Source organism: Streptomyces sp. DSM 120436, assembly GCF_055778765.1.
This window is the reverse complement of sequence record NZ_JBSKBS010000001.1, coordinates 1,818,875-1,839,856: the sequence shown is the minus strand read 5'-3', so window position 1 is coordinate 1,839,856 and position 20,982 is coordinate 1,818,875. Positions and strand designations below refer to the sequence as shown.

Annotated in this window: 20 protein-coding genes; 6 read left to right on the top strand and 14 right to left on the bottom strand. The window is 73.1% G+C overall.

What is annotated here, in order from left to right:
* Nucleotides 1-265 precede the first annotated feature (265 nt).
* Nucleotides 266-832: a helix-turn-helix domain-containing protein gene (locus tag ACWH4W_RS08435; RefSeq protein WP_473075183.1), complete on the bottom strand. Its 567-nt coding sequence runs from the start codon at nt 830-832 to the stop codon at nt 266-268.
* A gap of 68 nt (nt 833-900) precedes the next feature.
* Here ACWH4W_RS08435 and ACWH4W_RS08430 point away from each other — a divergent pair, with 68 nt between their 5' ends.
* From ACWH4W_RS08430 to ACWH4W_RS08420, 3 genes are read left to right on the top strand one after another with little or no spacing between them, the layout of a single operon-like run.
* Entirely contained in the window at nt 901-1,614 is a 714-nt protein-coding gene (locus ACWH4W_RS08430) for an AzlC family ABC transporter permease (RefSeq protein ID WP_473075182.1), read from the top strand.
* A 14-nt stretch (nt 1,615-1,628) separates the two neighbouring features.
* The gene (locus ACWH4W_RS08425; protein WP_473077447.1) at nt 1,629-1,925 is read left to right on the top strand and encodes an AzlD domain-containing protein; all 297 of its coding nucleotides are present in this window, start codon (nt 1,629-1,631) and stop codon (nt 1,923-1,925) included.
* A 51-nt stretch (nt 1,926-1,976) separates the two neighbouring features.
* The gene (locus ACWH4W_RS08420) at nt 1,977-2,660 is read left to right on the top strand and encodes a class I SAM-dependent methyltransferase (protein ID WP_473075181.1); all 684 of its coding nucleotides are present in this window, start codon (nt 1,977-1,979) and stop codon (nt 2,658-2,660) included.
* Nucleotides 2,661-2,667: 7 nt separating this feature from the next.
* Here the strand turns inward: ACWH4W_RS08420 and ACWH4W_RS08415 are convergent, their stop codons facing one another.
* Together ACWH4W_RS08415 and ACWH4W_RS08410 are read right to left on the bottom strand one after the other, a co-directional pair.
* The gene (locus ACWH4W_RS08415) at nt 2,668-4,590 is read right to left on the bottom strand and encodes an AMP-dependent synthetase/ligase (protein WP_473075180.1); all 1,923 of its coding nucleotides are present in this window, start codon (nt 4,588-4,590) and stop codon (nt 2,668-2,670) included.
* Nucleotides 4,591-4,869: 279 nt separating this feature from the next.
* On the bottom strand, nt 4,870-6,156 hold the full coding sequence (locus ACWH4W_RS08410) for an acetyl-CoA C-acetyltransferase (RefSeq protein ID WP_473075179.1): 1,287 nt from the start codon (nt 6,154-6,156) through the stop codon (nt 4,870-4,872).
* 100 nt (nt 6,157-6,256) lie between these two features.
* On the opposite strand from ACWH4W_RS08410, the gene ACWH4W_RS08405 reads away from it, so the two are divergent.
* The gene (locus ACWH4W_RS08405) at nt 6,257-7,564 is read left to right on the top strand and encodes a 3-oxoacyl-ACP reductase (protein WP_473075178.1); all 1,308 of its coding nucleotides are present in this window, start codon (nt 6,257-6,259) and stop codon (nt 7,562-7,564) included.
* Nucleotides 7,561-8,427: a MaoC family dehydratase gene (locus ACWH4W_RS08400; protein ID WP_473075177.1), complete on the top strand. Its 867-nt coding sequence runs from the start codon at nt 7,561-7,563 to the stop codon at nt 8,425-8,427. The genes ACWH4W_RS08405 and ACWH4W_RS08400 overlap by 4 nt, the downstream gene beginning before the upstream one ends.
* Nucleotides 8,428-8,647: 220 nt before the next feature.
* Here ACWH4W_RS08400 and ACWH4W_RS08395 read toward each other — a convergent pair whose 3' ends face one another.
* From ACWH4W_RS08395 to ACWH4W_RS08345, 11 genes are all read right to left on the bottom strand, one after another.
* On the bottom strand, nt 8,648-9,349 hold the full coding sequence (locus tag ACWH4W_RS08395) for a TetR/AcrR family transcriptional regulator (protein ID WP_473075176.1): 702 nt from the start codon (nt 9,347-9,349) through the stop codon (nt 8,648-8,650).
* A 23-nt stretch (nt 9,350-9,372) separates the two neighbouring features.
* On the bottom strand, nt 9,373-10,698 hold the full coding sequence (locus tag ACWH4W_RS08390) for an SPFH domain-containing protein (RefSeq protein WP_473075175.1): 1,326 nt from the start codon (nt 10,696-10,698) through the stop codon (nt 9,373-9,375).
* Nucleotides 10,695-12,410, bottom strand: a complete 1,716-nt coding sequence (locus ACWH4W_RS08385) for an SPFH domain-containing protein (RefSeq protein WP_473075174.1) — start codon at nt 12,408-12,410, stop codon at nt 10,695-10,697. Before ACWH4W_RS08385 ends, ACWH4W_RS08390 begins: the two co-directional genes overlap by 4 nt.
* A 165-nt stretch (nt 12,411-12,575) precedes the next feature.
* Entirely contained in the window at nt 12,576-14,702 is a 2,127-nt protein-coding gene (locus tag ACWH4W_RS08380; RefSeq protein WP_473075173.1) for a LamG domain-containing protein, read from the bottom strand.
* 199 nt (nt 14,703-14,901) lie between these two features.
* Nucleotides 14,902-16,221 (bottom strand): dicarboxylate/amino acid:cation symporter, encoded by a 1,320-nt coding sequence (locus ACWH4W_RS08375; protein WP_473075172.1) that lies wholly within the window; start codon nt 16,219-16,221, stop codon nt 14,902-14,904.
* 57 nt (nt 16,222-16,278) lie between these two features.
* A complete protein-coding gene (locus ACWH4W_RS08370) occupies nt 16,279-16,365 on the bottom strand; it encodes a putative leader peptide (RefSeq protein WP_354670993.1) in 87 nt (28 codons plus the stop codon).
* A 206-nt stretch (nt 16,366-16,571) separates the two neighbouring features.
* A complete protein-coding gene (locus ACWH4W_RS08365; RefSeq protein ID WP_473077446.1) occupies nt 16,572-16,889 on the bottom strand; it encodes a DUF4229 domain-containing protein in 318 nt (105 codons plus the stop codon).
* Between the two features lie 123 nt (nt 16,890-17,012).
* Complete coding sequence (locus ACWH4W_RS08360; protein WP_473075171.1) at nt 17,013-17,537, bottom strand: GNAT family N-acetyltransferase; 525 nt, start codon at nt 17,535-17,537, stop codon at nt 17,013-17,015.
* A gap of 225 nt (nt 17,538-17,762) precedes the next feature.
* Nucleotides 17,763-18,926, bottom strand: coding sequence for an aminofutalosine synthase MqnE (gene mqnE / locus ACWH4W_RS08355; RefSeq protein WP_473075170.1), 1,164 nt, complete (start codon nt 18,924-18,926; stop codon nt 17,763-17,765).
* 49 nt (nt 18,927-18,975) lie between these two features.
* Nucleotides 18,976-19,434: an Lrp/AsnC family transcriptional regulator gene (locus ACWH4W_RS08350; protein WP_473075169.1), complete on the bottom strand. Its 459-nt coding sequence runs from the start codon at nt 19,432-19,434 to the stop codon at nt 18,976-18,978.
* A 102-nt stretch (nt 19,435-19,536) separates the two neighbouring features.
* On the bottom strand, nt 19,537-20,223 hold the full coding sequence (locus ACWH4W_RS08345; protein ID WP_473075168.1) for a UbiX family flavin prenyltransferase: 687 nt from the start codon (nt 20,221-20,223) through the stop codon (nt 19,537-19,539).
* Between the two features lie 90 nt (nt 20,224-20,313).
* On the opposite strand from ACWH4W_RS08345, the gene ACWH4W_RS08340 reads away from it, so the two are divergent.
* Complete coding sequence (locus tag ACWH4W_RS08340; RefSeq protein WP_473075167.1) at nt 20,314-20,919, top strand: rhomboid family intramembrane serine protease; 606 nt, start codon at nt 20,314-20,316, stop codon at nt 20,917-20,919.
* The last annotated feature ends 63 nt before the right edge of the window (nt 20,920-20,982 follow it).

The window sequence follows — 20,982 nt, the reverse complement described above, 5'->3', positions numbered from 1 at the left end:
GATCCTCCGATCCGGGAACGACTAGCAGTACCCAAGGAGCCCCACGCCGCGAGGCGAGCGGGGCTCCTGCCTTTTCTCCGGAACGGCCCTCGGGGAAAGTCCGGTGAACTCCCGCCGAACGGCTGCCGAACCCGTACGGCATCCGCCTCGGAACCGTGTGGGATCCCCCTCGGGACGGCACGGGATCACTCCGGGCCTGATCACTCCGGGCCTGCCGCATGCGGGGCGGCGGATTCGCCGCCCCGCGCGCCCCCGCACCCCCCCCTCAGACGTGCTGCATGATCAGTACGAATTTCGTGCCGGGCTCCAGCGCCTCATAGCGGTGCGGCACGTCCCCGCGATACGCCATGTAGTCCCCGGCGCCGAGTTCCACCTGCTCGCCCTCGGGACCCGCCGTCACCCGTCCGGCGCTCACCACGATGTGCTCCACCGTCCCCGGGATGTGCGGGTCGGAGGCCCGGACCGTCCCCGGTTCCAGATCCACCGCGTAGAGGTCGCGCCGCGCGCCGGGAGGACTCGCCGACAGCAGGGTGGCGACATAGCTGGACCGGTCCGAGCGCACGGCCGGTCCCTCCCCCGCCCTGATCACCTGCACGGCGGGCGCCGGAGGCTCCACCAGCGCGCTGAACGGCACGCCCAGTGCGACCGCCAGCGCCCACAGCGTCTCCATGCTCGGATTGCCGCCGGCCGACTCCAGCTGGGACAGCGTGGACTTGGCGATCCCGGCGCGTTTGGCCAGCTCGGAGAGGGAGAGGCCGGCGCTGGTGCGTGCGCGGCGCAGGGCCGCGGCGATCCAGTCGAGGGGCAGGCGGGGCGGCGTGCCGTCGGTCATGTCGTTCGCTCCAGAAGACTGTTTGTTCGGCTTGACGAACGCAGGGGCGTCTGTTCATTGTAGAAAACATGCGTTCGATGCAGCGAACATCCTCGTCCGGTCCCGGCCCGTCGGCCGTCGACGCCGGGCTGCTCAGGGACGTGTCCCTGGTGTGTCTCGCCGGGGGTGTCGTCGGCGTGTCGTTCGGGGCGATCGCGGTCGCCGGAGGGCTGCCCGTGTGGGTGCCGGTGGTGATGTCCCTGGTGGTGTACGCGGGCTCCGCCCAGTTCAGCGCGGTGGGTGTGCTGCTCGCGGGCGGCGGTCCGGTCGCGGCGGCGGCCACGGGGCTGCTGCTCAACACCCGCACGGCCGCGTTCAGCCTGGCGGTCGCCGAGCACATCGGGCGGACCCGGCTCGCCCGCCTGGTCGGGGCGCACCTGGTGACCGACGAGACCGTGGCCTTCACCCTCGCCCAGCGGGACCCGGCCCGCCGCCGTGCCGCCTTCTGGGTCTCGGGCGTCGGACTGTTCGCCGTGTGGAACGCCTGCGTGGCCGCGGGCGCCCTGGCCGGCGGCGCGCTGGGCGACACCGCCCGTTACGGCCTGGACGCGGCCTTCCCCGCCGTCCTGGTCGCCCTGGTCCTGCCCACCCTGCGTGAGGACGCCGGCGTCCGCCGGGCCGCCCTCGCCGGCGCCGTGCTCGCCCTGGCGCTCACCCCGGCCGTGCCGGCGGGCGTGCCCGTGCTCGCGGCGCTGGCGGGGCTGCTGCTGCACGGGCACGGGCGGACGGGGCGGCGGACGTGAGCGGGACAGCCGTGATGGTGCTCGCGCTGGCGGTGGGGACGTACGCCTTCCGGCTGGTGGGGCCCGCGCTGCACGGGCGGGTGGAGCTGCCGGACCGGGTGCGCGTGCTGCTGTCGGCCGGGGCGGTGGTGCTGCTGGTGGCGCTGCTGGCGACGGGGGCGCTGAGCGAGGGCGGGGAGTTCGCCGGGTGGGCGCGCCCGGCCGGGGTGGCCGTGGGCGGGGTGCTGGCGTGGCGCCGGGCGCCGTTCGCCGTGGTGGTGCTGGGTGCCGCGGCGGCGACGGCGGTGCTGCGGGCCGCCGGGGTGGCGTAGGGCGACGCGGCGCCTGACGGGCTGTCAGTGACCCCCGGTAGCGTTCCGCCCATGACCACGAGCCGACCCGCGCACACCGAGCAGCCGGAGCACGTCCGCGCCACCCGCGCCTTCTACGACGCGATCGCCGAGGACTACGCCGAGGCGTTCCGGGACCATCCCGCCGCCACACCGCTGGACCGGGCCGTGCTGGCCGGTTTCGCCGAACTGGTCGGCGAGGGCGCGCCGGTGGCCGACGTGGGGTGCGGTCCGGGCCGGGTGACCGGGTTCCTCGCCTCGCTCGGCCCGGACGTCCACGGCGTCGACCTGTCGGAGTCGATGCTGGCGATCGCCCGCCGGGAGAACCCCGGACTGCGCTTCGAGCAGGGGTCGATGCTCGCCCTGGACCACCCCGACGGCTCCCTCGCCGGGCTCGTGTCCTGGTACTCCACCATCCACACGCCGCCGGAGGACCTGCCGGCCGTGTACGCCGAGTTCCGCCGGGTGCTGGCGCCCGGAGGACTGCTCCTGCTGGCGTTCCCGGTGGGCGACGAGCCGCGCCGGCACGTGCACCCCTGGGGCCACCCGGTCACCCTCGACTTCCGGCGGATGCGGCCGGAGCGGATCGCGGAGCTGCTGGAGGCGGCCGGCTTCACCGTGGTGCAGCGCACCGTCCGGGAGGCCGACGCCCTGCGGGGCGAGCCCACCCCGCAGGCCTTCCTGATAGCCCGCGTGCCCGGCGAAGAGCAGGCCTGACCGCCGGCTACCCCCCGTACAGCGCCTCCACGTCGTCCGCGAAGTCCCGCAGGACGGCCTCGCGGCGCAGCTTCATCGACGGCGTCAGGTGGCCGGACTCCTCGGTGAGGTCGACCGGGAGGACGGCGAAGCGGCGGATGGACTCCGGGCGGGACAGCATCTTGTTGGCCTCGTCGACGGCGCGCTGGAGGACCGCCCGCAGTTCCTCGTCGTCGACGAGGAGTTCCGCGGGGACGGGGTGCTTGCCGTTCATCCGGCGCCAGTGGGCGATGCCGTCGGGGTCGAGGGTGATCAGGGCACTCACGTAGGGACGGTGGTCGCCGAGGATCATCACCTGGGAGATCAGCGGGTGGGAGCGGAGCCAGTTCTCCAGCGGGGCCGGGGCGACGCTCTTGCCGCCCGCGGTGATGATCAGCTCCTTCTTGCGGCCGGTGATGGTCAGATAGCCCTCGTCGTCCAGTGCGCCGAGGTCGCCGGTGGCGAACCAGCCGTCCCGGGTGGCGGGCACGATCCCGCCCGCCTGCGGGTTCCAGTAGCCGCGCAGCACGTGCTCGCCCGCGACCAGGACCTCGCCGTCCGCCGCGATGCGGATCCTCGTGCCGGGCAGCGGCCAGCCGACCGTGCCCAGGCGGGGCTTCAGCGGGGGCGTCACGGTCGAGGCGCCGGTGGTCTCGGTGAGGCCGTAGCCCTCGAAGATCTCGATGCCGGCCCCGGCGTAGAAGGCGGCGAGGCGGCGGCCCAGCGGGGAGCCGCCGCAGACGGCGTAGCGGACCCTGCCGCCCATGGCGGTGCGGATCCTCCGGTGGACCAGCGGGTCGTAGAAGGCGCGGGCCGCCTTCAAGGAGCGGGAGGGGCCGTCGCCGGTGCCGGTCCGCCGGGCCTCCAGGGCCTCGCCGTAGCGGCGGGCCACCGTGGCCGCGCGGTCGAAGGTGGACTGCCGGCCGCCCGCCTCGGCCTTGGCGCGGGCGGTGTTGTAGACCTTCTCCAGCATGTACGGGATGGTGAGCAGGCAGGTGGGCCGGAAGCTCGCCAGGTCGGGCAGCAGGTCCTCGGCGGCGAGGCTGGGCGCGTGCCCGAGCCGCACCCGGGCGCGGACGCAGGCGACGGCGACCATGCGGCCGAAGACGTGCGACATGGGCAGGAAGAGCAGGACGGACGCCTCGTCGTTCGTGCGGTCCCGGAAGACGGGGTGGAGCAGCTCGATGGCGTTGTCCACCTCGGCGAAGAAGTTGCCGTGGGTGAGGGCGCAGCCCTTGGGGCGGCCGGTGGTGCCGGAGGTGTAAACGAGGGTGGCGAGGGTGTCGGGGCCGAGCATGCCCCGGCGCACCTCGATCTCGTGGCCGGGTACGTGGGCCCCGGCGTCCGCGAGGGCCTCGACGTGGCCCCTCTCCATGACCCACACGTGCCGCAGGTCGGGCAGGCGCGGCAGCTCCGGGCCGAGGGCTGCGGCCTGGGCGGCGGTCTCGGTGATCACGGCGACGGCGCCGGAGTCCTGGAGGATCCAGCGGGCCTGGTACGGGGACGAGGTGGGGTAGACGGGGACGGTGACCAGGCCGGCGGCCCAGGCGGCGAAGTCGAGGAGGGTCCACTCGTAGACGGTGCGGGCCATGACGGCGATCCGGTCGCCCGGCGTGAGCCCTTCGGCGACGAGTCCCTTGGCGGCGGCGAGGACCTCGGCGGCGAACTGCCGCGCCGTGACGTCGCGCCAGGAGCCGTCCGCGGTCTTCCGGCTGAGCACGACGTCGCCGGGTGCGGTGCTCGCGTTCTCGAACGGCAGGTCGGCGAGGGAGCCGTGCCGCACCGGACGCGCGAACGGCGGCACGGACGCCTCCCGGACGATCCCGTCCCGCCGGCGGGTGGCCGGCGGGACGAGGACGGGCGCCCCGTGGACGTCGGCGTCGAGAGCGGTGGCGTGGTGCGGGGAGGACACGGGCGGCTCCTGGGGCGTGCAGGCGAACTGCGGGAGGCCATGGCGTACGTGCCGCGCACGCCGGGGCGCTCACCGGCGGCGTCCGCGGCTCGGGACACCGCCGGCCGGTGCGGGGATCGTACGGCTCGGGCGTGAGGGGTTCGTGCCGGTTCGGGGGTGGACCGGGACCGAGCGTGTGCAGTGTCGGCGGTTACGCGAGGGTCACTCCGGTACGCCCCCGTCCGGGGCCGGGACGGGCCCCGCTCGGGGTCCTGCTCAGGGCCCCGCTCGGGGCCCCGCTCAGGGTCGTTCCAGGACGGCCGTGACGCCCTGTCCGCCGGCCGCGCAGATCGAGATCAGCCCGCGGCCGGGGGCGTCCCGCTCGGCGAGGAGCTTGGCGAGGGTGGCCACGATGCGGGCGCCGGTGGCGGCGAAGGGGTGGCCGGTGGCGAGCGAGGAACCGGCCACGTTGAGCCGGGACCGGTCGACGGGCGGCAGGCCGCGCTTCTCCCAGGCGGCCAGGGTGGCCAGCACCTGGGAGGCGAACGCCTCGTGCACCTCGATCAGGTCGAAGTCCTCCAGGTCCAGCCCGGCCCGCTCCAGCATGCGCGGGACCGCGTACGCCGGGGCCATCAGCAGGCCGTCCTCGCCGTCGGCGACGTCGCCGTGCACGAAGTCGACGGCGGCGGTCTCGTACGCGGTGAGGTAGGCCAGCGGCTCCAGACCGCGCTCCTCGGCCCACTCCTCGCTCGCCAGCAGGACGACGGCGGCGCCGTCGGTGAGCGGGGTCGAGTTGCCCGCCGTCATGGTGGGTCCGGGCCGGTCGAGGCCGAACACCGGCTTGAGCGCGGCGAGTTTCTCCACCGTGGAGCCGGGGCGCAGGTTCTGGTCGCGGACCAGGCCGCGGAAGGGCACCACCAGGTCCTGGAAGAAGCCGCGTTCGTACGCGGCGGCGAGCCGCTGGTGGCTGGCCGCGGCCAGTTCGTCCTGGGCCTCGCGGGTGATGCCCCAGGCGCGGGCGGTGACGGCGGCGTGCTCGCCCATGGACAGCCCGGTGCGCGGTTCGGCGTTGCGCGGGATGTCGGGGACGAGGTGGCCGGGGCGCACCTTGGCGAGCGCCTTGAGGCGGGCGCCGAGCGACCTCGCGCGGCGCGCCTCCAACAGCACCTTGCGCAGGGCGTCGTTGACGCCGAGGGGCGCGTCGCTCGCGGTGTCGGAGCCGCCCGCGACCGCGGCCTCGGTCTGGCCGAGGGCGATCTTGTTGGCGGCGGCGACGACCGCCTGGAGTCCGGTGCCGCAGGCCTGCTGGACGTCGTAGGCGGGGGTGCGGGGGTCGAGGCGGGAGCCGAGGACGGTCTCGCGGGCGAGGTTGAAGTCGCGGCTGTGCTTGAGGACCGCACCGGCGACGAACTCCCCGACCGCGCCCGGCTCTTCGAGCCCGTACCGCTCGACGAGGCCGTCCAGGGCGGCGGTCAGCATCTCCTGGTTGGAGGCGGTGGCGTAGGGCCCGTCGGAGCGGGCGAACGGGACGCGGCTGCCGCCGATGACCGCGACGCGCCGGGCCGCTGCCGGTTTCAGGGTGCTCATCTCGACCTGCTCCTCCACCGTGACATAGGCTTACCTCCAGTAACCTTACTCCAGAGTAAGCATTGAGTGAGCCCCTCGTCCGCACACCTGGGAGTCCCCGATGGCCGACCGCTATCTGAGCTTCACCGGCACCGCGCCGGGCCGCTTCCTCACGCGCCGTCTGGGGCTGCCCCGCCCCGCCCCGCTGCGCCGCTGGTCACCGGAGCGCCCGGCGCTGGACGGCGGACTGCTCCACCTCACCGCGGGCGCCTCCCGCCTCGACCTCGCCCCCGTCCTCGCCCGCACCGGGCTCCCCGCGGACGAGGCCGCGGGGAAGCCCGCCGCGGTCGTCCTGGACGCCACCGGGGTGCGCACCGTCGAGGACCTCGACGGGGTGCACGCCGCCCTGCACCCCGTCGTCCGGTCCGTCGCCGAGAGCGGCCGGATCGTCGTGCTCGGCGCTCCGCTCGACGCCGCCGACCACCACCAGGCCGCCGTCCAGCAGGCGTTGGAGGGCTTCACCCGCTCCCTCGGCAAGGAGATCGGCGGCGGCAGGACCGTCAACCTGGTCCGTCTCACCGACGCCCCCGCCGCCGAGTCCACCCTGCGCTTCCTGCTCTCTCCCAAGTCCGCCTACGTCAGCGGCCAGGTCATCGCCGTCGGCGACCGGGAGAGCCCCGCCCCCGAGGACGCCGGCCGCCCCCTGGCCGGCCGCACCGCCCTGGTCACCGGCGCCGCGCGGGGCATCGGCGAGGCCGTCGCCGAGACCCTGGCCCGGGACGGCGCCGAGGTGGTCGTCCTCGACGTCCCGCAGGCCGAGCAGGACGCCCGCCGGGTGGCCGAACGCATCGGCGGCGGCGTGCTGCTGCTCGACATGACCGCGGCCGACGCGGGCGCCCGCATCGCCGAGGCGCTCCTCGGCGGGCTGGACGTGCTCGTCCACAACGCCGGCGTCACCCGCGACCGCCGCCTGGTCAACATGGCGAAGGACCGCTGGAGTTCGGTGCTGGAGGTGAACCTGGCGAGCGTGCTGCGCACCACCGACGCGCTGCTGGAGGCCGGGGCGCTGCGCCGCGACGGCCGGATCGTCGCCACCGCCTCCATCGCGGGCATCGCCGGGAACGCCGGCCAGACCAACTACGGCGCGAGCAAGGCGGGTGTCACCGGCCTCGTCCGCGCCCTGGCGCCCCGGGCGCTCGCCGAGCACGGGGTGACGGTGAACGCGGTCGCGCCCGGCTTCATCGAGACCAAGATGACGGCCGCCGTCCCCCTCTTCATCCGGGAGGCCGGACGCCGGATGAACTCCCTCGCCCAGGGCGGCCTGCCCGTCGACGTCGCCGAGACCACCGCCTGGTTCGCCCACCCCGGCTCGGGCGCGGTCAACGGCCAGGTCGTGCGCGTCTGCGGCCAGAGCCTGCTGGGGGCGTGACCGCCGTGCCAGCGACCCCGCCGGAGCAGGCCGTGGCCGTGCTCTCCCGCACCCCGTCCCTCCCCCCGCTGCTCGCCCGCGGCGCGCTCCTGTCGCCCTTCCGGCGCCCGGACCCCGCCGCCGCGCACCCCCGCACCCGGCTGGTCCTGCCGGGCCTGCGCCCCGACCCCGCCAGGCTCGCCGCGTACGCGCGGGTGTGCGGCTTCCCGGCCGGCGCGGACACCCTGCCGGTGACGTATCCGCACGTGCTGGGCTTCCCGCTGGCGATGCGGCTGATGAGCGCCCGGGACTTCCCGCTCCCGCTGCTCGGCCTCGTGCACACGTCGATCGGCATCACCCGGCACCGCGCGACCCCGTCCGACGCCCGCTACGACCTCACCGTGCACGTCGACGGGCTGGCCCCGCACCGGCGCGGCACCGAGGCCGCCGTGGTCACGGAACTGCGCGCGGAGGACGAGCTGGTGTGGGAGTCGCGCAGCACCTACCTGGCCCGGCACAGAACGACTTCTTCGAGGGAGCCGGCCCGGGTGGAGGAGCCCGAGCTGCCCGCCGTCGAGGAGTGGCGGCTCCCCGGCGACCTGGGCCGCCGCTACGGCGCCGCGTCCGGCGACCGCAACCCGATCCACCTGCACCCGCTCACCGCGCGCCTCTTCGGCTTCCCCCGCGCCATCGCGCACGGCATGTGGACCGTCGCCCGCTGCCTCGCCGCCCACGGCACCCCGGACGCGGCCGGGGTGCGGGCCGACTTCCGGGCGCCGGTGCTGCTGCCCGGCACCGTGACGTACACGGCGCACGGCGGGCGGTTCGCCCTGCGCGGGGGCCGCGGCAGGGTCCACCTCACCGGTGAGGTACGCCCGCTCTGACGCCTTCCGCGGCCCCTTGCGCGGGGCCGCGGAAGGATCTGTCTCACCGGTCGGGTCCGCCCGCGCCGGCGCCGTCCGCGTCATCCTGTGCGGGGGGAAGGGCGGCGAGACTCACCTCACCGGTGAAGTGGCCGCGCTCAGCAACGCCCGCGTCCCCGCACAGCCGCGACCCGGCACACCCCACCAGCACAGTCCCCCGGCGCAAGAGCCGCAGCCGGACTCACCTCACCGGCGAGGCGACCGCACTCCGAGCCTCCGGAACGTCCCCGTCCCCGGTGTCGTCATCAGGTGGCGTCCAGTGGCGTCCGGCCATCAGGTCGCCCAGCCCGGCCCACGCGAAGTTCATCAGCGTCGTGGCCGCCTGCCGGGCGGTGACGCCGGGGGTGGCGTTGGCCCAGTCGGCGAGCGACTCGGCGGCCCCGACCAGCGCCTCCGCCAGCCCGGAGACCTCCGCCTCCCGCGGATCGGGGTCCCGGTGGGCCTCCCGCGCGGCGGCCAGGATGAGCTGCGTCACGAACGCGACGATCTCCGCGCGCATCTCGGCCACCTCGGCGGCGAACACCTCGCCGTGGGTGCGCGCCTGGAGGTGCAGCACCGCCCAGCCGTCGGGGTGCCGGGCGGTGTGCGTGAAGAACGCGGTCAGGCCCGACCAGAGCTGCCGGTCCGCCGGCAGTCCGGGCCGGGCCCCCGCGCGCACCGCCTCGGTGAGCGCCCTGGCCTCCCGGCGGATGCACGCGGTGAACAGGTCCTCCTTGGAGTTGAGGTACAGGTACACCAACGGCTTGGACACGCCCGCCAGTTCGGCGATCTCGTCCATCGACGCGGCCATGTACCCCCGGTGTCCGAAGGTGCGTACGGCTGCGTCCAGCATCTGCTGTTCACGGACCGCACGCGGCATCCGCTTCGTCTTCACGGCACCCATGGGACACAGCGTACGGTCCGCCGCTACTGCGGGTCGTGGCCACCGTCCTCGGCCGGCCGGACCAGGCCGCCGGCCGGCGCCCGGTCGCCCGAGGTGAGCCGGGGCAGCAGCTGCGCGGTGAACAGCGTCGACAGCGCCGAGGTGTCGGTGCCGCCGTCGGTGCGCACCACCACCGGACGCGGCGCCTTCCCGGCCAGCCGGGAGCCCACCTCCAGCCGCCTGCGGGCCAGCTCGTACTGGAGCACCGCGCGGTTGTCCCGGTACGCCTGGGCGAGGGCCTGCTGGGCGCGGGCCTCGTTCTCGGCGGCGATGAGACCGCTGCGGCCGCGCGTCTCGATCTCGAAGCGCACCCGCTGGGCCTCGGTCTCCTGCCGCTCCAGCAGCTGGGCGACCTCCTCGCGGGCCCGGTTCAGCGCCGCCCGCACCTCGACGATCCGGGCGTCGCGGATCTTCTTGGCCCGTTCGATGTCCATGCCCAGGCTGTCGATGCGGCGCTTGCGGATCAGGCCCCACTCCTGCTCGTAGGCGGTGCGCTCCTTGGCGACCTGCTCACGGGTGGCCAGGTGCTGCTGGTACTGCGCCGGGAGCTGCACGTCGGGGATGTTGCAGCCGGTGATCCGCACGCCGTAGCGGTCGAGCTGGCGGTTGAGCAGGTCCTGCATGTCGGCCACGTCCGAGCCGCGCAGGTCGTAGGCGCGCTCGGTGCGCACCTTGCGGGCCCGCTGCCGGATCGCGTCCTGCACGGCGCTGGACAGCACCAGGTCGAAGTTGCCCGCGCCGATGGTGCGGACGAACAGCACCGCGTCGGTGATGCGGAACTTCAGGAAGAACTCGATCGAGCGCAGCGGCACGTTCTCCTGCGTCGGGCAGGCCATGACGGGCGCCGAGTACGGGATCTCGGTGGCCGTGTCGACGACGAAGTCCACCCGCGACCAGGGGTGCCACAGGTAGTGCCGGCCCGCGTCCAGAGTGCGCACGACGGCCCCGTACCGGGTGAGCACCCCGTGGGTGCCCTGCTCGATCTCGACGATCGAGGAGCGCCACCACCACAGGCCGCCGATCACCAGCAGCAGCACGCCGACGACGTAGGAGAAGGCGGCCAGGGCGCCGGCGGCCATGCCGCCGAGCCCGTCGGAGCCGGACTCCTTCAGCGTCAGCATCACGCCCGTCAGCAGGGCGTAGCCGCCGGCCCAGAGCGGCAGCATCCACCATAGGCGGCGGCGGTGCTTGGGGATGATGACCGGCAGCAGGGTGCCGGCCTCGCCGCCGCGCAGCAGGCGGGCGATGTCACCCCAGGGCGCGACGGCCTCGGAGATGACCGAACGACGGTGACTGCGGACGGAACTCACGGCTGGACCTCCTCGGCGGACCCGGACCCGGACCCGGACTCGTCGCCTGCTGCGGCGCCCTCGGGCACCTCGTTCGTGACGCCCGCGCCGGACTCGCCGGGCTCGTCGGGCATCTGCGGCACGACCGTCGGCCGCTCGGCCTCCAGCAGCGCGGCGATCTCCTCCTCACGGGAGGCGATCCGCTCGGACACCTCCGCCAGCCGCTCCCGCACGGCGGCCATCTCCGCGTCGCCGAACAGCTCCGCGCCGCGCTCGCCGACCAGCTCGCGCGCCAGCTCCAGGAAGTCGATCCCGGCGGCCCCGCCGCCGTCGCCGCCGCCGATGCGCACCAGCCGGGGCAGGTGGTCGGCGACCTGCTCCAGGGTGTCGAGCACCTGCTGCTGGTAGCGGTACTCCAGGATCTCCGGGGCCTGCGCGGCGGTCACCGCGCGGATGTCGAGGGCCTGCGCCTCCAGCAGCGCCGCGTTGGCCTTGGCCTCCGACTCGGCCTGCACGTAACGCTGGCGGGCGAGGGCCTCCGCGCGGTTGGTCTCGCGCTCCACGGCGGTGTCCATCTGTGCCTGGTACTGGGCGATGTCGGCCTGGATCGCGGACAGCGTCTCCTGGCTGGAGGCGAGCTCGCGGTTCAGGTCGCCCTCGTCCTGCTCCTTGCGCAACTGCAGCGCGTACTCGTGCGTGTACGCCTCCTTGGCCATGCGCACCATCTCGGGCGCGGCCAGGTCCATCCGGTAGCGGCGGTCCGAGGGCTCGGCGTGCGTGATGTTGGCGTTGGTCAGCTCCACGGCCGGGCGGAACTGCTGGTTGAGCTGCTCCAGCAGCCGCCCGCTGTCCTCGCCGACCATGTCGTAGATGCCGGCCGCCTCCTGCTCGTAGATCAGGCTGCGGATGGTCTCGCTGACCGCGTTGCCCAGCTTCTCCTCGAAGCCGCGCACCGCGCCGAGGGTGTAGACGAACTCCACCGGGTCGCTGATCCGGAACTGGATGAACAGGTCGATGGACGCCTTCACACCGCCCTTGGTGGGGGCCTCCCGCACCGGCGCGTTGAACGGGTACTCACGGGTGGTGTTGACGATGTACGACACCCGCTTCCACGGGCTGATCAGGGTCACCCGGCCGGGCCCGACGACCTTCTCCAGCTTGCCGAAGCGGGTGATCATCGCCTGGCAGCCGTCCGGCACCATGACCAGACCCTGCCGCCACCACACGAACGCGACGGCGGCCACCGCGATCACCCAGTAGTGCAGCCCGAACAGCGGCTGGGTCACGCTCCACCCGCCGGCCGCGGACACGACCGACGTGCCGATCAGCCCGACCACCAGCAGCGACAGGACCGGCAGCATGGACAGCAGGGAACGGCCCTTGGGCATCACCATCGGGTAGATGGCGTGCACCGTCTCCCCGTCCTCCCGCAGCTGCTCGCTGCGGCTCAGCGCCTCGCCTGCCTCGTCCAGCGACACGGTCTTCTGCCGCATCACGGTGTCGACGGAGCTGCCGTCCTGCTCCCGGGCGGCCGGGAAGTCGGCCGGATCCATGCCCTCGCCCGTCTCGAACCGCTCGTCCTCGCCCGTGTCCCCGCGCGTGCCGGCCGACGACGGCACACCGCCGCCTCCGATGCGGCGGTGCAGTTCCTCACGGGCCGCGGCGCGCGGATCCGCGCCGCCGACGACCGACTGTGCGACGTTGCGTAGGCTCTGCGCCCGCGTACGTGCCACGGGGTCCCCCTTCGCCTGTGGTGCCGTCCCCGCACTGGACGGCGGGGAATCGTGTGGTCCGGTGATCACACACCACGAAAGCGAACCTGCGGAAGGGGCGCACCCCAGCAACGGTCACCCGTGTCTCGTTGCCGGGATGCGCCCCTCGGCGCGGTCGCGGAGGCGTCAGCAGAGGCAGGGATCGCTTTCCCAGCCCAGGCCGATCACGTCGGCTTCCTTGAGGGCGCCCGCGTACGCCTGGAGCTCGTCCACCTGTCCCTTCAGGTGTTCGTCCCAGCCGTCGGCCGTGCGGGCACGGCCCACCTGGAGCGGACCGTCGCTCGTCCAGCCGTCCCGGACGTGGGCGGTGGCGTCCGCCTCGGTGTAGCCGTCGGCATACAGCGTGACCGTGTCGGTCGCGTCGTCGTAGACGATGGCCAGCCGCGTGCCTTGACCGCTGGCGCCGTCCGGCATCGTGAGCTGCGTGACGACCGTCTCCGGTGCGCCGGCCTCGTCCCGCTCCGGCATAATCAGCTGCCAGGCGTACCGCGCCGGGTCGTAGCGCAGCTTGAAGGCGTCGGTGTGCTCGCCAGCCTGGGACAGCACCGTCATCGGACGGGTGGCGTCCTCCTGCGCGATCCGCACGACGATTCCGAGGGTGAAGCTGTCACCGGTGTCGACGACGGGTGTGTCGAGGGCCGCGTGACCGCTCTCACCGTCCAATTGCAGGTGCCCTTCGCCGACCAGCGGATACGGCTGCCACGGGCAGTCGGGGTCGATGTCGGGGGCGCAGCTGTCCGGCCCGCGGTGGATCGACGCACCCGGCGCGAGTCGCAGGGGCGCTCCCCCCGCGTTCTCGGGCGTGGTGCCGTCGTCGGCCGTACTGAACGACCAGTGCCCCAGCAACTTCGGCTTGCGATGGGCCAGTTCGGTCACCTCGCTCGGGACGACGAGACGGTCGTACGCCCGGACGTCGCCGATCTCGCCGTGCCAGCGCTGGCGGTAACCGTGCGGACCCAGGATCCGGCCGACTTGGAAGGCGCCGTCCGCCCTGACCGGAGCGGCCTCGGCCTTGGTGCCGACCTCGTGGCCGTTGACGAAGAGCTGGGCGTACCCGGTCTCGGTGTCGTAGAGCCCCAGCAGGTAAGCCCATTCGCCGGCCTCGGGGGTTCCGCCGGTGATCTTCGTGTCGCCGAGGACGAAGGAATAGGAGGCGCTCGCATTCCGCGGGGCCTCGAGCGCCAGCGCGTAGGCGGCGCCGGATGCCGTGTCCTGGCTCAGCACGGTCATGGAACGGTCGTCCCGTGCCGGGCGCACCCAGGCGCCGACGGCGAAGGTTCCGCCGCTGTCGACCGCCGGGCTGTCGGTGGTGAGGAAGCCGTAACGGCTGCCGTCGAGGGTGGCCGTGGACGTGAGCGGGGTCCCTGAGGGCGCGGGGCCTGCGAAGGTCACGCCACGTCCTGCCCGCGCCGCCTCTCCCGCGTCGGCCGCCGCCGTGGTGGAGCCGGCCTCGTCGTCGAGCTTCCAACGGGAGACGGGGGCGCTCGCCGCGTCCGGGTGGAAGGTGTAGTCGGTGGGCGCGCTCATCCGGCCGGCCCGGTCCAGTGCCTGGACGCTGAGGGTCTTCGGCCCCCTGCTCAGCGGGACGTAGCGGACGGTGGCGGGTCCGCCCATCTCGGCGGGGCGCACGGCACCGCTCGGGCCGCCGAGGAAGGTGTACCGGTACTCGACGACGTCCGCCGAGGGGGAGTCCATGGTGAAGCTGCCGTAGATACCGACTCCGCCGGCCCAGTACGTCTCCGCCGGATACTCCGGTGAGCTCACGACGGGAGCGGCCGGGATCTCGCCGTCGTAGACGAACCGGCAGGCGGCACCCGGCGCGTCCGAGCTCCAGGACGAGTACGCCACTCCGTCATTGGCCCGAACGTGCCAAGAGATCACCGTGTCCGAGGGGATGTCGGACGGCAGGGGGATGGAGTGGACGCGGTCCACATAGGTCGGCCAGGTGGTCCAGGAGCGGCGCTGTTCGGTGCCATCCAGGTCGGACCACCAGATCTCGAACTCGGCGGTGAGCTGCTCCGGATACCCGATGCGGTCGTCCTCCACCGGATCGGTCAGCCGGGCCTTGAGCACCGGAGGACTCCCGACGTACGCCGGCTCGTCACCCGACGCGCAGTCCCCGGGCTGGGCCTGCAGGTCCTGCACGGCGGGCGGCAGATTCGGCTGCTCCGCCGCGTACGCGGCGGACGGCGTCACCGTCCCCGCCACCAGCGCCGCGAGGCAACTGCCCAGCAGCGCACGTCTTTTGCGCACTCTTCCCGACACGGACGAAAGCCCCTCCCCTGGAATGCCCGATCACCGAACGGCCGGGCGGCAGGAGGCTAACAGCGGCTTCCGACATCGGCGATCACGTTTTCCGGGAGACCGGTCGGCGGGCTTCACAGGGCCACGGACGACGAAGAGCACCCCCAGGCCGCGAACGGACCTGGGGACGCTCTGCGACGCCGGCCGGTCAGGCCGTCGCGGCGACCGGGCGGGTGTCCTCCGGGTCGGGGGTCTCGTCGACCGGGGAGGCGTGGACCGCGTTGTACTTGTCGTGGTCGAGCAGCCCCTCGCGGGCGGAGACGACGACCGGGACCAGGGCCTGCCCCGCGACGTTCGTCGCCGTGCGGATCATGTCCAGGATCGGGTCGATGGCGAGGAGCAGGCCCACGCCCTCCATCGGCAGGCCGAGGGTGGACAGGGTGAGGGTCAGCATGACCGTCGCGCCGGTGAGGCCGGCCGTGGCGGCGGAGCCCACCACCGAGACGAACGCGATCAGCAGGTAGTCGCCGACGCCGAGCGGGACGTCGAAGATCTGCGCGACGAAGATCGCGGCGATGGCCGGGTAGATCGCGGCGCAGCCGTCCATCTTCGTGGTCGCGCCGAACGGCACGGCGAAGCTCGCGTACTCCTTGGGCACGCCGAGACGCTCGGTGACCTTCTGGGTGAGCGGCATGGTGCCGACGGAGGAGCGGGAGACGAAGGCCAGCTGGATCGCGGGCCAGGCGCCCTTGAAGAACTGCACCGGGTTGACCTTGGCGACCGTCGCCAGCAGCGCCGGGTAGACGCCGAAGAGGACGATGAGGCAGCCGACGTAGATGTCGGCGGTGAAGGTGGCGTACTGGCCGATCAGGTTCCAGCCGTAGGTGGCGATGGCGTTGCCGATGAGGCCGACGGTGCCGATCGGGGCCAGGCGGATGACCCACCACAGGGCCTTCTGCAGCAGCTCCAGGACGGATTCGCTGAGGGTGAGGATCGGCTGGGCCTTCTCACCGAGCTGCAGGGCGGCGATGCCGGCCACGGCGGCCATGAAGACGATCTGCAGCACGTTCAGCTCGGTGAACGGCGTGATCACGTCGGTCGGCACGATGCCGGTGAGGAAGTCGATCCAGGAGCCGGTCTTCTCCGGCACGCTGCCGTCGGCCGGGGTGAGGCCGGTGCCCGCGCCGGGGTTGGTGACCAGGCCGATGACCAGGCCGATCGCCACCGCGATCAGCGAGGTGACCATGAACCACAGGAGGGTCCGCGAGGCCAGCCGGGCCGCGTTGTTGACCTTCCTGAGATTGGTGATGGAGACGAGGATCGCGAAGAAGACCAGCGGGGCGACGGCCAGCTTCAGCAGGCCGATGAAGGTGCCGCCGACCTTCTCCAGGGTGGTGACCAGCCAGGACAGGTCCTGGCTGCGGGCGAGCCAGCCGAGCAGGACGCCCAGGACGAGGCCGATGAGTATCTGGGCCCAGAAGGGCACGCGGACGGACCGCTTCAACTGCGTGTTCGAGGACACGGACATGCTCCGGTGAGGGGGACGCGTGAGGGATGTGACGGGGGACTCGGGGGCGGCGCGGCGTCAGGGCTGACAGTTCGCGGTGGTGACCCGGCAGAGATCCACGTGCAGGCGCGCCACGAGCGGAACACTCCGGGGCGTGGGGAACACGGCTGCTGACTTCACCCGACGACCGTAACACCTGAACTTTGGGAACCTCAAAGTCTTGCTTTGAAAGGCGTGACGGCGGCCACACGCACAGAACGCAAAGCGCCCCGGTCTCCCTGGCGAGAGGGAGTCCGGGGCGCCGACGTGGGGTGCGCGGACGTGAGGGACGTCACGGTGCCCCGGCGTCACGGGGTCACGACGTCACGGGGTCACGAGGTCTGCGTCTGGCCCGGGGCCTGGACCTGGGCACGGGCCGTGTCGTCGGCCGCGTCCTCCTGGGAGCGGTTGGCCTCCAGGTCGGCCTTGGCGCGCTGCATGCGGCGCACGATCCGCTCCGAGGCCCGGTCCCGTTCCTTGCGGAGCACGACGAGGCTGATCGGCGCGGAGATCAGCAGCGCGAGCAGCACGATCCACAGGCCGTTGGAGTCGCCGAGACCGCGCGGCGCGAGCCCCGAGTAGACGAGGGCCCAGACGACCACGAGGCAGCCCGTGAAGATCCCGAGGCGCATCAGCGTGTAGCGGAGCATCTCATCCACTCTTCCGTGCGTACGGTCAGAAACATCCCGTAAGGGGACGACGTCCAGTGAAGCACGACCGGCGGTCGATCTTTCAGCGGGGTGGGAGGGCGGCGGTACGGGGTGGTACGGGCCTCACGCCAGCGTGAGCAGCATGATCACGTCGTCGCGGTCGTCGCCGGGCGCCACGCGGATCGCGCCCGGGACCCGGCCGACCTCCTTGTAGCCGCAGGAGGCGTAGAAGTGCTCCAGGCCGAGACCGCCGCGGCAGCCGAGGCGGATCGCCTGCACGCCGTCCATGGTGCGGGCGGTCCGCTCGGCCTCGGCGAGCAGGTCGCGGCCGTACCCCTTGCCCTGGTGGCGGGGGTGGACCATCACCGTGTAGAGCCAGATCCAGTGGGTCATCAGAGGGTGGTCGTTCCGGGTGAGGAACGCCGTCGCGGCGACCCGGCCCTCCTCGTCGTGCCCCACGACCAGCCGGGAACGCCCCTGCGTCATGTCGGCGAACTGCCGCAGCAGGCCGGGGCGGATGTCCTCCCGCGTCACCGGCGGCACGTGTCCGACGGCCCCGCCGGCGTTGGAGACGTCGGTCCACAGGTCGAGGATGCCGTCGCGGAGGGCGGGGGTGACGTCGGGGTCCACGGCGAAAGTAAGGGACATGCTGGGATGTTAGCCCTTACTCCCGCAGGACCGTAGTCGAATTCCGGCGGCCACCGCCGCAGGGGTCACGACGCCGGCCCGGGCGCGGGTCGTCATGGGTTGCTCGCGCAGTTCCCCGCGCCCCTTCGGGGCGCGGTCACCGCAGCACCCCCAGGGGCGCGGGGAACTGCGCGACCGGCCCGCCGCTCCGCCGCGGACGGCGACGGCCAGGACCCCCTGACGGGGTCAGACCCGCATCGGCTGGGGCGACTCGCGACGGGCCGGGTCCGGGCCGTCGTACTCGCGGATGATCTCGTACCGCGTGTTCCGCTCCACGGGCCGGAACCCGGCGTCGCGGATCAGGTCCAGCAGATCCTCGCGCGTCAGCTTGTTCGGCGTGCCGAAGTCGTCCGCGTCATGCGTGATCTTGTACTCGACCACCGACCCGTCCATGTCGTCCGCCCCGTGCTGCAGCGCCAGTTGCGCCGTCTGCACGCCGTGCATCACCCAGAAGACCTTGACGTGCGGCACGTTGTCGAACAGCAGCCGCGACACCGCGAAGGTCTTCAGCGCTTCCGCCCCCGTCGCCATCTGCGTCCGCGCCTGCAGCCGGTTGCGGATCTTGCCGTCCTTCATGTCCACGAAGTCGTGCTGGTACCGCAGCGGGATGAAGACCTGGAAGCCGCCGGTCTCGTCCTGCAGCTCCCGCAGCCGCAGCACGTGGTCCACGCGGTGGCGCGGCTCCTCGATGTGGCCGTAGAGCATGGTGCACGGGGTCTTCAGGCCCTTCTCGTGCGCCAGCCGGTGGATGCGGGACCAGTCCTCCCAGTGGGTGTCGTGGTCCACGATGTGCTGCCGGACCTCCCAGTCGAAGATCTCGGCGCCGCCGCCGGTGAGCGACTCGAGCCCCGCGTCGATGAGTTCGTCGAGGATCTCGCTCGCGCCGAGCCCGGAGATCGTCTCGAAGTGGTGGATCTCCGTGGCGGTGAACGCCTTCAGCGACACCTCCGGCAGCGCCGCCTTCAGCTCCCGCAGCGACCGCGGGTAGTAGCGCCACGGCAGGTTGGGGTGGAGCCCGTTGACGATGTGCAGCTCGGTGAGGTTCTCCGACCGCATCTCCTCGGCGAGCTTCACCGCCTCCTCGATGCGCATCGTGTACGCGTCCTTCTCCCCCGGCTTGCGCTGGAAGGAGCAGTACGCGCACGACGCCGTGCACACGTTGGTCATGTTGAGGTGGCGGTTGACGTTGAAGTGCACGACGTCGCCGTTGAGGCGCGTGCGCACCTCGTGCGCCAGTCCGCCCAGCCATGCCAGGTCGTCCGACTCGTAGAGCGCGATGCCGTCCTCGCGGGTCAGCCGCTCACCGGAGCGGACCTTCTCCTCCAACTCGCGCTTGAGCCCGACGTCCATGCCGTTACCTCTTTCCCGAAAGACCGACTCGCCCCACCGTACGCCCCGGTCAGCCGACCTCCTCGGGCAGCTCACCGACGCGGTTCTCCCACTTGGTGGAGAGCACGATGGTGGTGCGGGTGCGGGAGACGCCCTTGGTGCCGGACAGCCGGCGGATGATGCTCTCCAGGCCGTCCACGTCGGTGGCGCGCACCTTGAGCATGAACGAGTCCTCACCGGCGATGAACCAGCAGTCCTCGATCTCCCGGAGGTCCTTCAGCCGCTGCGCCACGTCCTCGTGGTCGGCGGCGTCGGAGAGGGAGATGCCGATGAGGGCGGTGACGCCGAGGCCGAGCGAGGCGGCGTCCACCGTGGCGCGGTAACCGGTGATGACGCCGGCCGCCTCCAGCCGGTTGATGCGGTCGGTGACGCTGGGTCCCGACAGACCGACGAGGCGCCCCAGCTCCGCGTACGAGGCCCGGCCGTTCTCCCGCAGGGCCTGGATGAGCTGCCTGTCCACCGCGTCCATCGAATCGATGCCTTCCACTGAAGAGGTACGGAGTTTCCGAGAGGTGGTGCCGTGTGGTGCGTCCGCGGTCCGGCGGGCGCACCGGGCCGCGGGGCGGGTGGGTCAGCCGTCCGCGCGGGATCCGCCGCCCAGTTCGCCCTCCCAGCGGCGGTACAGGGTGTGGGGGACGCCCGCCGTGTCGAGCACGCGTCCGGCGACGAAGTCCACCAGGTCCTGGATGCGCGTCGCGCCCGCGTAGAAGGCCGGTGAGGCGGGCAGCACGGTCGCGCCCGCGTCGTCCAGCGTCACCAGGTGCCGCAGCGTCTGTCCGTTCAGCGGGGTCTCCCGCACGGTCACGACCAGCGGGCGGCCCTCCTTGAGGGTGACGCTCGCCGCGCGCTGCAGCAGGTCCTTGGACAGCCCGAGCGCCACTCCGGCGACGCTCGCCGTGGAGGCTGGCACGATCAGCATGCCCTTGCTCGGGTACGACCCCGAGGACGGTCCGGCCGCGAGGTCCCCGGCGGCCCAGTACCGTACGCCGTCGAGGTCGACGGAGAAGGTTTCCGGCTTTCCGTCCGCCCCCCGGGAGAGCCATTCCCGCAGGTCGTCACGCCAGTGGGCGTCCCGGAAGGCGATCTCGGTCTCGTCCAGCAGGGTGAGCCGCGAGGCCCGGCTGACGACGAGGTCGACGCTCTCCCCCGCCGCGAGCAGCCCCCGCAGCACGGCGGCGGCGTAGGGAGTGCCCGATGCGCCCGAGACCCCCACGATCCAAGGCGTACGCCGCGTCTCTCCTGGCTTGACTGGGTTCACGGGACCGAGCCTATCCAAAGTCGCAGGGCGGGAACCGGCCCAGGGGTGCCGGGCGTTCTACCCGACAACGGCCCGGCGTGGGGGTGGACGATGACGGACACGCGTCTCACATGGTCGCGCGGCGACCGGGTGCGGGCCGCCGCCGTGCTGATGGCGGGCTGGGTGGCGCTGCTGTGGGTGCTCGAGGTGGTCGACGTGGCCACCGGGCACGCGCTGGACGGCTTCGGCGTCGTGCCGCGCACCCCGTCCGAGCTGGTGGACGTCGTCCCGTCCGCCTTCGTGCACTTCGGCTTCTCCCACGTGGCCGCCAACAGCGTGCCGCTGCTGGTGCTGGGCTTCCTCGCCGCGCTCGGCGGGATACGCCGGTTCCTCGTCGTGTGCGCGCTGATCGTCGTCGCGGACGGTCTGGGCGTGTGGCTGGTCTCCCCCGCGGACAGCAACACCGCGGGCGCCTCCGGCCTGATCTTCGGCCTGTTCGGCTATCTGCTGGTGAGCGGCTTCGTCGAGCGCCGCCCGCTGGGCGTGCTGGTGGGCGTCCTGGTGGCCGCGGTCTGGGGCGGCTCGATCCTCGCGGGGATCGCCCCCACCCAGTCCGGCGTCAGCTGGCAGGGCCATCTGATCGGCCTGGCGGCGGGCGTGGCGGCGGCCTTCCTCCTCCGCCGCCGCCCGGAGGGACGCCGCGAGCCGGTCTTCTAGGCCTGCCCGCTCACACGGTCTCCGCCACCACCCGACGGGACGCCGGGAGTCGGTCGCCCGGCG

Bases quoted from the DNA above. Each gene is read 5' to 3' on its own strand.
- ACWH4W_RS08375 (WP_473075172.1), bottom strand. From the start codon at position 16,221: ATGTCCGTGTCCTCGAACACGCAGTTGAAGCGGTCCGTCCGCGTGCCC.
- ACWH4W_RS08410 (WP_473075179.1), bottom strand. From the start codon at position 6,156: ATGAGCACCCTGAAACCGGCAGCGGCCCGGCGCGTCGCGGTCATCGGC.
- ACWH4W_RS08340 (WP_473075167.1), top strand. From the start codon at position 20,314: ATGACGGACACGCGTCTCACATGGTCGCGCGGCGACCGGGTGCGGGCC.
- ACWH4W_RS08420 (WP_473075181.1), top strand. From the start codon at position 1,977: ATGACCACGAGCCGACCCGCGCACACCGAGCAGCCGGAGCACGTCCGC.
- ACWH4W_RS08395 (WP_473075176.1), bottom strand. From the start codon at position 9,349: ATGGGTGCCGTGAAGACGAAGCGGATGCCGCGTGCGGTCCGTGAACAG.
- ACWH4W_RS08435 (WP_473075183.1), bottom strand. From the start codon at position 832: ATGACCGACGGCACGCCGCCCCGCCTGCCCCTCGACTGGATCGCCGCG.
- ACWH4W_RS08425 (WP_473077447.1), top strand. From the start codon at position 1,629: ATGGTGCTCGCGCTGGCGGTGGGGACGTACGCCTTCCGGCTGGTGGGG.
- mqnE (WP_473075170.1), bottom strand. From the start codon at position 18,926: ATGGACGTCGGGCTCAAGCGCGAGTTGGAGGAGAAGGTCCGCTCCGGT.
- ACWH4W_RS08430 (WP_473075182.1), top strand. From the start codon at position 901: ATGCGTTCGATGCAGCGAACATCCTCGTCCGGTCCCGGCCCGTCGGCC.
- ACWH4W_RS08405 (WP_473075178.1), top strand. From the start codon at position 6,257: ATGGCCGACCGCTATCTGAGCTTCACCGGCACCGCGCCGGGCCGCTTC.
- ACWH4W_RS08350 (WP_473075169.1), bottom strand. From the start codon at position 19,434: ATGGACGCGGTGGACAGGCAGCTCATCCAGGCCCTGCGGGAGAACGGC.
- ACWH4W_RS08360 (WP_473075171.1), bottom strand. From the start codon at position 17,537: ATGTCCCTTACTTTCGCCGTGGACCCCGACGTCACCCCCGCCCTCCGC.
- ACWH4W_RS08365 (WP_473077446.1), bottom strand. From the start codon at position 16,889: ATGCTCCGCTACACGCTGATGCGCCTCGGGATCTTCACGGGCTGCCTC.